This is a genomic window from Candidatus Margulisiibacteriota bacterium, from assembly GCA_028715625.1.
Taxonomy (GTDB): Bacteria; Margulisbacteria; Riflemargulisbacteria; order GWF2-35-9; family GWF2-35-9; genus JAQURL01.
On the sequence record JAQURL010000081.1, the window covers coordinates 1 to 10,848 of the forward strand.

General features: G+C 38.3%; 13 protein-coding genes. 1 reads left to right on the top strand and 12 read right to left on the bottom strand.

Annotated elements, in window-relative coordinates:
• Positions 1-663: hypothetical protein (locus PHV30_10755; protein MDD5457493.1), on the top strand; the 663-nt coding region annotated here is incomplete at its 5' end.
• Positions 664-669: 6 nt separating this feature from the next.
• On the opposite strand, the gene PHV30_10760 is transcribed toward PHV30_10755, so the two are convergent.
• The 12 genes from PHV30_10760 to PHV30_10815 all read right to left on the bottom strand — a co-directional run bounded on the left by PHV30_10760 (position 670) and on the right by PHV30_10815 (position 10,812).
• Positions 670-1,800, bottom strand: a complete 1,131-nt coding sequence (locus PHV30_10760) for an ABC transporter permease (protein ID MDD5457494.1) — start codon at positions 1,798-1,800, stop codon at positions 670-672.
• 99 nt (positions 1,801-1,899) lie between these two features.
• The gene (locus tag PHV30_10765; GenBank protein ID MDD5457495.1) at positions 1,900-2,187 is read right to left on the bottom strand and encodes a GIY-YIG nuclease family protein; all 288 of its coding nucleotides are present in this window, start codon (positions 2,185-2,187) and stop codon (positions 1,900-1,902) included.
• 42 nt (positions 2,188-2,229) lie between these two features.
• Positions 2,230-3,381: an ABC transporter permease gene (locus PHV30_10770; protein MDD5457496.1), complete on the bottom strand. Its 1,152-nt coding sequence runs from the start codon at positions 3,379-3,381 to the stop codon at positions 2,230-2,232.
• A 73-nt stretch (positions 3,382-3,454) separates the two neighbouring features.
• Positions 3,455-4,195 (bottom strand): ABC transporter ATP-binding protein, encoded by a 741-nt coding sequence (locus tag PHV30_10775; GenBank protein MDD5457497.1) that lies wholly within the window; start codon positions 4,193-4,195, stop codon positions 3,455-3,457.
• On the bottom strand, positions 4,192-5,106 hold the full coding sequence (locus PHV30_10780; GenBank protein ID MDD5457498.1) for an ABC transporter ATP-binding protein: 915 nt from the start codon (positions 5,104-5,106) through the stop codon (positions 4,192-4,194). The genes PHV30_10775 and PHV30_10780 overlap by 4 nt, the downstream gene beginning before the upstream one ends.
• 5 nt (positions 5,107-5,111) lie before the next feature.
• Entirely contained in the window at positions 5,112-5,765 is a 654-nt protein-coding gene (locus PHV30_10785; GenBank protein MDD5457499.1) for an HlyD family efflux transporter periplasmic adaptor subunit, read from the bottom strand.
• A gap of 6 nt (positions 5,766-5,771) precedes the next feature.
• The gene (locus PHV30_10790) at positions 5,772-6,017 is read right to left on the bottom strand and encodes a biotin/lipoyl-binding protein (GenBank protein ID MDD5457500.1); all 246 of its coding nucleotides are present in this window, start codon (positions 6,015-6,017) and stop codon (positions 5,772-5,774) included.
• Positions 6,018-7,304: a TolC family protein gene (locus PHV30_10795; GenBank protein ID MDD5457501.1), complete on the bottom strand. Its 1,287-nt coding sequence runs from the start codon at positions 7,302-7,304 to the stop codon at positions 6,018-6,020.
• Positions 7,301-7,954, bottom strand: coding sequence for a TetR/AcrR family transcriptional regulator (locus tag PHV30_10800; protein ID MDD5457502.1), 654 nt, complete (start codon positions 7,952-7,954; stop codon positions 7,301-7,303). Before PHV30_10800 ends, PHV30_10795 begins: the two co-directional genes overlap by 4 nt.
• A 232-nt stretch (positions 7,955-8,186) precedes the next feature.
• The gene (locus PHV30_10805) at positions 8,187-8,576 is read right to left on the bottom strand and encodes a hypothetical protein (GenBank protein ID MDD5457503.1); all 390 of its coding nucleotides are present in this window, start codon (positions 8,574-8,576) and stop codon (positions 8,187-8,189) included.
• Between the two features lie 92 nt (positions 8,577-8,668).
• Complete coding sequence (locus PHV30_10810) at positions 8,669-10,138, bottom strand: ATP-binding protein (GenBank protein ID MDD5457504.1); 1,470 nt, start codon at positions 10,136-10,138, stop codon at positions 8,669-8,671.
• A gap of 5 nt (positions 10,139-10,143) precedes the next feature.
• Positions 10,144-10,812, bottom strand: coding sequence for a response regulator transcription factor (locus PHV30_10815; protein MDD5457505.1), 669 nt, complete (start codon positions 10,810-10,812; stop codon positions 10,144-10,146).
• Positions 10,813-10,848: the final 36 nt, after the last annotated feature.

The window sequence follows — 10,848 nt, forward strand, 5'->3', positions numbered from 1 at the left end:
AAACCGCTTGATTATACTTTTATCGATATAAAAATGGAGAAAAAAGATTTGGATAAAAAAATGAATGATCTGTTTTCCAGGATCATCCAAAAAATCGACGCCAATCTGGCTTTGCAGGACTCAGACGTTATCAGAGATACTTTCGTGTTTGTGCAGGAAATGGCTAAAGAAAATTCTTCTTTTGAGGTAAACGCAGTGAGTGAAAAAATGGCACAACAAATAAATGAACTTTTTACTGATATCCTTGAGCAGGTGTACAAACAGGAATCAGACGCTATAAAGGCTCTTGATATGCTTCGCAGTATCAATCTGCAGCTGCACAAACTTTTCAAGATGAACGACAAACTGCCCTACCAGAAATTAATGCTGCTCTTTCAAACCATGAATATAGCAGAATCAAGTATAAAAACCTTTGATAGTGAGTCAGCTTACTTTTATCTGGATTCGGCCAAAAAATATTTCAATCAGATCATCTTCCACAACCAGCCTGCAACTGAGGGAAATAATCAACCAGCGCAGAATGTAAACTATTTGCAGATGGTTAAAGGAGCCCTGAACATCAGTCAGGATATATATAGTAAAATTTTTGATGTCCGCAGTATATATAACAAATTTTCTCTGGAATTCAATAAAAGAGCCGGCAAACTTTCTCCCAAAGCTTAACAGCTTTTAATTCAACCGTTTTCTAAACCTCAGGCTGGCCACGACCAGAATACCTACTCCGAAAATCGTCAGCATAACCATTTCCGGCCATAAAGCGGAAAGACCTGAGGCCTTTAAAAATATACCTCTGGTTACCTGCATAAAATAGCGCAAAGGCATGCAATAAGTAAACGCCTGTATAACATCCGGCATATTTTCTATGGGAATAAAAAAACCCGAAAGCATGATGGAAAAAAAGGAATAGAAAAAGGCCATCATCATAGCCTGCAGCTGAGTCCTGGCAACTGTAGAAAACAGTATACCCAGACCGAGCGTGGTCATCATATAAATAATACTCAAAAGATACAGCAAAATCAGGTTGCCTTTTATCCAGATACCGAAAATGATACCAGAGGTAAGAATGCCAACATTAAGCAATATAAAACCCAGCACAGCGTAAGGAATAATCTTGCCCAATATCAGTTCTCCTCCCTTGATAGGTGTAACCAGCAGCTGTTCCAGTGTTCCTTTTTCTTTCTCACGCACTATGTTCACAGCTGTTAAAAATAGTGTGATCATGGTCAGGAGCATGGCCAATACCCCCGGTACGATATTGAATGAACTTTCCAGATTATCGTTGTAAAGCATTCTGGGCACCAGATTGATTTGATGGATTGCCCGTGGTCTTGACGCGGTATAGACTGATTTTTCCTGCAGCCAGGTTTTCTGCAGTCTACCCACAATCTGGGTTACATACCCTGCGGCAACACCGGCGCTGTTGCCATCAACACCATCAAAAACCGCTTGTAACTGAGGTGTCTGACCGGATTTCAACTGCCTGGTAAAATCTTCCGGAATAATGACAGCGGCTTTTATCCTGCCGCTGTTTAAATCCGCCAGGGCGCTTTGCTGGGAGTTGATAACACCCAGTACATTAAAAATATCCGTGGAGCTGAAGGCGTCGATTATTTCATGGTTATAATCGGTTAAATCTTTATTCACAATTACCATGTCCAGATTTTTCACGTTAGTGGTAATCGCAAACCCCAGAATAACCAGTTGAATAAAGGGCATCACGAAAATAATGGCCAGATTGGCTTTTTCCCGAAAAACCTGCCGGAATTCTTTCTGGACCAGATATAGTATACGTTGGATCATATTATTCCTTTTTTATCTTTTTTTGTCATGGCATGCCAAAATAGGTTGTTCACCGTCATTGCGAGCGAAGCGCGGCAATCTACATATCTTACAAGTTTTCTATAAGTCATAAAATAAATCTTTCCATTCAGGATTTACCTTGTTGATCAACTCGTTTTTCTTATTTCTAGAGCCAGCTTTTATCTGTTTTTCTCTTATTATTGCCTCACGACTATTCTGAAATATTTCATAATAGACCAACTTGTTGATATTATACTTTTTGGTAAATCCTTCTAACAGTTGCTCTTTATGCTCATTAACTCTTCGCATTAAATCATTAGTCACGCCAACGTATATCACGCTATTTCTACTATTGGTCATTAAATATATATAATACTGTTTAGTCATGTAGATTGCTTCGTCCTTTCAGTCCTCGCAATGACATGCAAATCATTCCAGGCTGTCTTTCATTTTTTTAATACTTACAACTATCAAGACCATTGATATGGCAAACAAAGCCAGAATATGGTCGTACAGCTCTGCAATGCCGGCTCCTTTAAGCATAATTCCTCTGATAATTTGAATATAATGTGTAGCCGGAATTACTGCAGAAATCCATTGAAAAATTAAAGGCATGCTTTCTATGGGGAACATGAACCCGCTAAGCAATATGGTAGGTAAAAGTGTTGTGATCAAACTTATAAGCAGCGCTATCTGCTGGGTTTTGGCAATGCTGGAAACAAGAATACCGAAACTGGCACCGGTAAAAACATAAACAAGCATAGTAGCCATGATCATTACAAATGAACCGCGCATAGGCACACCGAACCAGAACATGGCCGCGAAAAGCACAATTATCCCGGCTAAAAAAGCAACCAGGACATAAGGTATTACTTTCCCCAGTACTATTTCCATGGCTGTTACGGGGCTTACCAGTATCTGGTCCATGGAGCCCTGTTCTTTTTCCCTGACTATGGCAATGCTGGTAAGCAAAGCGCTTAATAGCAGCATAATCACGGCTGTAAGACCGGGCACAAAAAAATAGGTGGATTTCAGCTCCGGGTTATATAAAAAACGAACCGTCAGTTCAACAGGCAAGGTTAAGCCGGAATTAAGTTCTTTATTATACTGGCTTACAATCATGTTCAGATAGTTATAAATATTGGCAGCCGAATTGGGGTCGCTGGCATCGATCAGCACCTGAATATCAGCCTGTGGCTTGGTTTGCAAATCCTTAACCAGATTTTCAGGAATAATGATTACACATTTGGCCTTTTTTTGTTGAAATATCTGATTTATTTTGCTTTTATCTACAGTCTTTACCCTTACCTTAAAAAAATGTCCGGCGGCCAGTTTCTGAACCAGCAGTCGGCTTTCCGCAGAATGTGAGTTATCACTGACAATAGTTTGTACTCCGCGTATTTCCAAGGTTATGGCATACCCGAAAAATATCAGTAGAATTACAGGCCAGACCAATGTAAAAAAAAGTGATCCCGGGTCCTTGATAATATGGATGAATTCTTTTTTGATGATTGTTATTATATTATTCATTTCTGTACCACATTTAGCATTAAAGTCATCCTCATATTTTTTATTTGTCATCCTCGGGCTTGACCCGAGGATCTACCCTTTTTCTCTTTAGATCCCGCATCAAGTGCGGGATGACATTGTTCCATTAACGCTTCCCTTTTACCGCGGCCAGGAAAACATCCTGCATGGTTTTCATTTTATATTTTTCCTTTAGATTATATGGCGTATCCAGTTCTACAATCTGACCGTCGCGCATAATGCTTATTCTATGGCAATACTCAGCCTCATCCATATAATGGGTTGTAACAAATATAGTTTTTCCCTGTTCGGCCAAGTCATAAATAAGCATCCAGAAGTTCCGGCGTGATATCGGGTCCACACCGCTGGTCGGCTCGTCCAGAAAAACAACCTGGGGATCATGCAGTAACGACGTACTCAGCGCAAGTCTTTGTTTCCAGCCTATAGGTAATGATGCGGTTAATAAATTAGCTTGTTTGTCCAACTCCAGATAGCTTAAAAGTTCCTGAATTTTGTTTATTATTTTGTTCCTGCTCAGGCCGTATATTCCTCCATAAAACTCAATATTTTCTTTAATGGTCAAATCACCGTATAAGCTGAATTTCTGGCTCATATACCCTATTACTTTCTTGATGCTTTCAGTTTGGGTATAGATATCAAAACCTGCCACGCTGGCTTGTCCTTCGGAAGGTAAAAGCAGCCCGCAAAGCATGCGGATAGTGGTGGTTTTGCCTGCGCCATTGGCTCCCAGAAATCCGAAAATTTCTCCCTTTTTTACTGAAAAAGAAACCTTGTCCACTGCTTTAAAGTCACCGAACAATTTGGTCAGGTTATTTACTTCAACTACTGAAGTATTGCTGATAGTCATTCTTTTTCCTTAATCAGTTTCAAAAAAAGGTCCTCCAGCTGAACATCAATATTTTTTATCTCTTTATAATATTCTTTATAGTGCTTCAAACTACTTTTAATATTTTGCATTGTACTTCCTGCTTCTCCGATAAGGTGTACCCCGGAACCGAAAAGCTCTATTTTATCCTTCCATTCGGTCTTTAATAATTGTTTATATAATTTTGTCGGAGAATCGGAAGTAATTAAAAATAAAGGCAGCTTGAAACCCTTTATTAATTCGTCAGGTTGGCCTACAGACAACATCCGGCCTTTATATAGAAGCCCTACTCTCTGGCACATAGATGCCTCTTCCAGATAAGGTGTTGAAATAAGAATACTTTTACCCTGTTTTATCAAAGCATGCAGCAATTGCCAGAATTCATGTCTGGAAACCGGGTCCACGCCGGTAGTAGGTTCATCCAGCACAATCACGTCCGGCTCGTGCATCAGCATACAGGACAGTGCCAGCTTTTGCTTCATGCCTCCGGACAAATCACCTGCGGCTCTGTTCGCAAAAGATTTTAAGTTGGAAAACATGTATAGTTGCTCCATCCTTTTCAGGCGTTCTTCTCTGCTTATGCCAAACAGTTCGCCGAAAAAATGCAGGTTCTGCGCGACAGTCAGGTCCTGATAAAGGCTGAACTTTTCCGGCATATACCCGATATTCCTGCGTACAAAAGCTACATTTTTCTGAACCTCTTTGTCCTGAAACAACACTTTTCCGGAATCAGCTTTCAGCAATGTAACAATTATTCTTATCAATGTGGACTTGCCGGAACCGTCTGGCCCCAAAAGACCAAACAACTCTCCTTTGGCAATATCCAGTGAAATGCCCTGCAAGGCCTTAATAGCTTCGTAAGACTTATAAAGATTATCTATCTTAAGGACCATAGACCTCATCTTTGGGTGAGGTTATCAACTTCAACAGGCATACCCATTTTCAATTTACCATCAGGGTTTTCTACCGTTACCTTCACAGCGTATACCAGGGTAGTACGAGTTTCCTTGGTTAAAATTGTCTTGGGCGTAAATTCTGCTTCACTGGCAATCCAGGTAATTTTTCCTTTTAAACTTTCTTTAATACCATCAGTCTTAATTCTTACCTCTTGTCCGATTTTTATGGAAGGGATCCTGGACAGAGGCAAATAAATTCTGGCATCCAGCGATCTCAGGTCGGCCAGATCCACAAGAACCATACCCGGCTGTATAACCTCACCCTGTTCATAATATTTGTTTAATATAGTCCCGTCCTGCGGTGCTCTGATAATTGTATCTTTTATTTGTAAGTCCAGAAAAGACAATGCGGAAAGTAGCTGCTCCCGTTCATTACGTATCATGGCATATCTGCTGTTAGCTTCTTCCAGCTTGGCCTGAAGGATTGTTACCTGGGTCTTCAAGTCATCGTTATTTTGTTTAGTTGCAGCACCCTGCGCTAAAAGCAAACCTGTTTTGGCCAAAGTATCTTTTTGAAAGGCAAGCTGGGCGGATATCTGCTCAATCTGGGCCCGGGTTGAATCCAGATTCAGCGCCATACTTCTAATCTGCAGCAAATTCTGCTACCTTTTGGTTTGCAGTTTATCGCCTTCTATAATAGCGATAATTTTGTTTTTGCTGATTGTATCCCCCTCTTTTACCGGAAAACTTGTTATTGTACCCGAAGCCTGACTGGAAATCTTGATCTTGGTGGCTTCCAGATAGCCCTGATAAACATCCTGTTTTTTATTCTCATCAATTTTTTTATAAATAACAAGAAATATACCCAACAGCACCAAAACAGCTACAACTATTCTTATTTTTTTCATTTATTCCAGCCTCCATTCTGTCCATGATTTTCCGCTTAAATATTCGATCTCTATTCTTTTTAAAAGCAGTTTAACAATCTGCTGCTCGTAGTTTAACTGGGCTTCCAGAAAATCTTTTTCCGCATTCTGATAGTCAGAATTTGATACAAATCCGCCCGCGTATTGCTCTGTAATTAAACGCAGTTTTTCACCAGCCAAAAATTTGGTTTTATTCAATACTTTATATTTACTTTGCATGGAACGATAATCCCTGAGCGCTGCGTCAAAACCAAGACTTATCTGGTCTGTAAAATTTTGTTTTTTCTGCACAATACTGCTGATTTCTTTTTCTCTGGAATCACTTTCACTGTTTCTGGCGCCCCAATCCCATAGATTCCAGCGTATGGCTCCTCCAAATGTATAGTAGCTCATCCACTCATCTGTTGACGGGTTAAGTCCCGGTCTGCCATAGCGGTATCCCGCGTTTAATACAACTTCCGGATAATTAACAGCCTGAGCCAGGTGCTGTTGTTCCGCAACTATATTACGGTTTAACTCCAGTTCCATTATTTCTTCTCTTTTCTGCACATTCAAAGTAGGTACCGTCATACTATCCGTATATTCCTGCTCGTCAGGTGTGGGCACCTCAATAATACTGCCTGCCATATTATTAAGCTTGTCACCGGCAGTTTGCAGAGTAGAGTCCAACTCCAGCATTTTTTGCTCATAATTTGCCAAAGTCAATTGTGTATTTAAAACATCAATAGGCAAAGAAAAACCCTGCCCTGTAAGAGACTTAATCTTGTTCAACTGAATATTAACCCTGTCCTGCCCAGCTTTGATTATTGATTTCTGTAATTTCAAATTCTCAATATTTTTCCAGGTCTCAATGGTTTCAAAAGCAGTATCTTTCTCTTTTTTCAGTACTTCCTGCCTCATAATTTCTTTTTGGTCCTCAGCGATTCTGATAACATTTTCTTTGGCAAAACCATTAAATAATAAATAGGTTGCGCTTATACCCATATCATAATTATTGTTTACTCCCATAGCTACCGTCTTGGGTGGAATTGTAATAGTGGCCACATCACTGATATATTTGTATGAAGAGTCAAACGCCAAGCCGGGGAGTTGCTTTTTTCGCTGGTTATCCAGTTCCAGCTCAGCCTTCTCATAAGCATATTTAGCGGATTTCAAAGGAGCATAATTATCCATAACCTTATAGAGGACGTCTTTAAGCTGTACCTGCGGGAAGGCGACGGGTATAAGCAAAAAAACTATTAAACAAATTTTAGGAAAATCCTGTTTCACTTTTTGTCCTTTCTGATACCATTATAAATTGTTTCGACAATGGATCTTTTTCTTTCTTTTAAAAATTCTTTAGAATTTATCTCAGGTTTTAAAGGCATTATCTCTTTTATCAAAGGTTCCGCGAAAAAAGAATATATACAAGCCCCAAGAATTGTCAGCAATAATTGGAACGAATTCACATCTTTTATTTCCCCTCTGGCCTTCGCTTTTTCAGTAATCCGCATAAATTTCTGAGGTGGCAAACCTGTGGGAGTATCTGCAAGCTTTTTAAATTCTTTGGTTATAATATTCCCCCCATAAATAAAATCTCTCATAATAAACAGAGATAATTTGGAATTATCCGCGAAAATATTAATGTACCTGTCTACGAAATTACTTAAAATATCATAAAAATTTCCATTTTCATTCAGGCAATCGTTAAGTTGTTGAAAATTTTTAGCTATAATAAACTCAAATATTTTTTCATAAAGGTTTTGTTTTGTTCTGAAATAATAATGTAACAGAGCTTTGTTTACCCCTGCATTATCGGCTATTTCCTGCATACTGGCTCCATGCCAGCCTTTGTTAACAAATACATTCAGCGCCGACCTCAAAATTTTATTTTCTGTCTGGGAATCTGTCGTGTAACCTGAAATATTATTATTAACCATTTGATTTAACCATATAGTTTAACTCTTTGGTTAAATTATACAATATACTTACTATAAAACAAGTTTAATTATATTAAATTCCTTCGATAATGATGAAATTCCACATCATCTTGATTTTATTCCATAAATATCAGGGGGATTTAAAATTTCAGGATTACCATAGTCCCTGAACCATTTATACAATCAATTGCAAAACTGTCCAGGAACTATAGCAACATAAAGCAATTAAATATTATTTCTTTACTGCTTTTTTTTCAACCTTTTTCTCTACTTTTACTTCTTCTTTCTTTTCAACCTTCTTCTCTACTTTCACTTCTGCTTTTGGAGTCTCAGCTTTTACTGCTTCAGCTTTAGGAGCTTCTGCCTTCACTTCTGCTTTCTTTTCAGCCTTTTTTTCTACTTTTACTCCTGCTTTCTTCTCAACCTTCTTCTCTACTTTCACTTCTGCTTTTGGAGTCTCAGCTTTTACTGCTTCAGCTTTAGGAGCTTCTACCTTTACTTCCGCTTTCTTTTCTACTTTAACTTCTGCTTTTTTGTCAGCAGCAGCTTTCTTTTCAGCTGCGAAACTGGTAGCTACTATTGAAACCATGATAATTACAGCAATAATTGATAATTTTTTCATATGATTCACCTCCTTCGTTAATTAATTGAATAGTTAAATTATAACCAGGTAAAATTAAAATAAAATTAAAATAAAATTAAAAATTTTTAATCTTAAAGCGGAAGCCAGATACAAACGGTTGTTCCCTTATGCACTTCACTGCTTATTTCTATTTTGCCTTTATGCAGTTGAACTATGGACCTGGCTATTGATAATCCCAAGCCAAAACCATCATGATGTCTCGATTTATCGGATTGATAAAACCGGTCAAAAATATGCGACAGGGCTTCTTCTGGAATTCCTATACCGGTATCCTGAATTAAAATTTTAACCTGTTTATCATACTTAACTTCACTAATTCTTATTTCTCCTCCCGGTTCGGTATATTTAACAGCGTTATCTATAATATTACTAAACAACCTGAATAATTGATTCTCATTACCAATAATTTTTGCCGGCTTTAATTCATCAAGGACGATGCGTATATTCTTGTTTTCTGCCAGTATCCTTAAATCTTTGACTATCTTTTGCAGTAAATCCTGAATGGCAATTTCTTTAGGTTCCTGTAAAATCTTTAAGCTCTCATATTTTGCCAGAATCAGCAAATTTTCAATTAACTTGGTCATCGTATTGATCTCTTCCAGGCCGCTAAGGCATACCTGTTGATATTCTTCCGGAGTGCGTTGTTTTTTCAAAATAACCTCTATTTCCCCCTTAAGTATGGTAAGCGGTGTTCTGAGCTCATGAGAAATGTCCTGCATTAATTGTTTCTGAGAACTCAGAGTATCTTCCAGATCGGTTAATAATTCATTAAATGTCTCTGCCAGACGCTGAATTTCATCATTAGTTTTTGGAACGCTTACCTTTATAGACAAATCACTGGCAGTAATCTGGTCAATAGAATTGATAATAGCGTTAACCGGTCTTAACGTCTGTCGTGCTAAAAAAGCGCCGACTAAACCAGTTAATAAAACTATACATGGCAAAATAATAAGAAAAAGCATTTTCAGGATATTTTGTGACGCGCGTAATGTCCTTAACGGAATTGCTACCTGTATCACATAGGCAATGCGGTCATTTTCTTTTACAGACATTGTAAAAACCCTCATCTCCAGAGTGGTTTTTTCTTTTGTCGTAATAATTATATTGTAAAGCAGAGCTTTACCGTTCAGAATATCTTTGAAAATTGTATCGGGAAGACGTTCGATATTGGGAATATCTTTAGATGACACAATCAATTTACCTTTTGCATCAAAGATTTGCACCACAATATTCAGCCACCTTGAATCCTTGGATTTAATTTCCACCCAGTTTTTAGCTATTTCCAGAAAATCCTGATTATTCAGTTTGGAAAAAATGATTGCCGGAGCTCCAAGACGCATGGCATTAAGTTTTTCATTCTCCCAATATGTGTCTATAGAATATCCGATACCTTCTGCTCTGGATCGCAGCAGATTATCCAAATTTTCATATAGAAGCTGAGTATAAGCGTAATAAAGCACTATGCTGAATATCGCCAATGTAAAAAACAGCAGAAACATATACCAGAGGGTTATTTTAAAACGAATTGATTTTATGAACATTTAATTTATATCTTCAGAGTATAACCTCTGCCCCTGATAGTGTGTATTATTCTTGTCTCAAATCCCTGATCAACTTTGCGTCTTAGATAATTAATGTATACATCAATAACATTGGTGTCTGTGTCAAAATTAATGTCCCACACATGCTCGGAAATCATGGTTCTGGTAACTATGGTGCCGGCATTACGCATCAAATATTCCAGCAGCGAAAATTCTTTGGTAGTCAGTACAATTTCTTTGCCTGCTCTGGAAACTTTGTGGCTCAATAAATCCATGCTTAGATCCCCAATAGTCAAAACCGTTTCCTGTCTCACGTCCGTTTTTCTAAGTATAGCCCGAATTCTGGCCAGAAGTTCCTCAAAGGCAAAAGGTTTTGCCAGATAATCATTTGCCCCCGCGTCCAGCCCGGCGACTTTGTCCTTCACGGCATCTTTAGCTGTAAGCATAATGATAGGGGTAAAAAAATTTTCCTGACGTAGTTTCTTGCATAGTGTAAGCCCGTCAATTTTGGGCAACATCAGGTCCAGAATAATCAAATCAAACTTGTTTGTACGGACCGCGTTATAACCTTGTTCTCCGTCGGTTACAACCGATACAACATATCCCTCTTCTTTCAGGCCCTGCTTGATAAAAGCGGCAATCTTTTTTTCATCTTCGATGACTAAAATATTCATATCTCGGCTTGTATTTTATCACTTTTTAGTAAAAGT

Excerpts from the sequence above, each read along its gene's own strand:
- PHV30_10815 (MDD5457505.1), bottom strand. The coding sequence starts at position 10,812 with ATGAATATTTTAGTCATCGAAGATGAAAAAAAGATTGCCGCTTTTATC.
- PHV30_10775 (MDD5457497.1), bottom strand. The coding sequence starts at position 4,195 with ATGACTATCAGCAATACTTCAGTAGTTGAAGTAAATAACCTGACCAAA.
- PHV30_10800 (MDD5457502.1), bottom strand. The coding sequence starts at position 7,954 with ATGGTTAATAATAATATTTCAGGTTACACGACAGATTCCCAGACAGAA.
- PHV30_10770 (MDD5457496.1), bottom strand. The coding sequence starts at position 3,381 with ATGACAAATAAAAAATATGAGGATGACTTTAATGCTAAATGTGGTACA.
- PHV30_10780 (MDD5457498.1), bottom strand. The coding sequence starts at position 5,106 with ATGGTCCTTAAGATAGATAATCTTTATAAGTCTTACGAAGCTATTAAG.
- PHV30_10760 (MDD5457494.1), bottom strand. The coding sequence starts at position 1,800 with ATGATCCAACGTATACTATATCTGGTCCAGAAAGAATTCCGGCAGGTT.
- PHV30_10810 (MDD5457504.1), bottom strand. The coding sequence starts at position 10,138 with ATGTTCATAAAATCAATTCGTTTTAAAATAACCCTCTGGTATATGTTT.
- PHV30_10805 (MDD5457503.1), bottom strand. The coding sequence starts at position 8,576 with ATGAAAAAATTATCAATTATTGCTGTAATTATCATGGTTTCAATAGTA.
- PHV30_10765 (MDD5457495.1), bottom strand. The coding sequence starts at position 2,187 with ATGACTAAACAGTATTATATATATTTAATGACCAATAGTAGAAATAGC.
- PHV30_10790 (MDD5457500.1), bottom strand. The coding sequence starts at position 6,017 with ATGAAAAAAATAAGAATAGTTGTAGCTGTTTTGGTGCTGTTGGGTATA.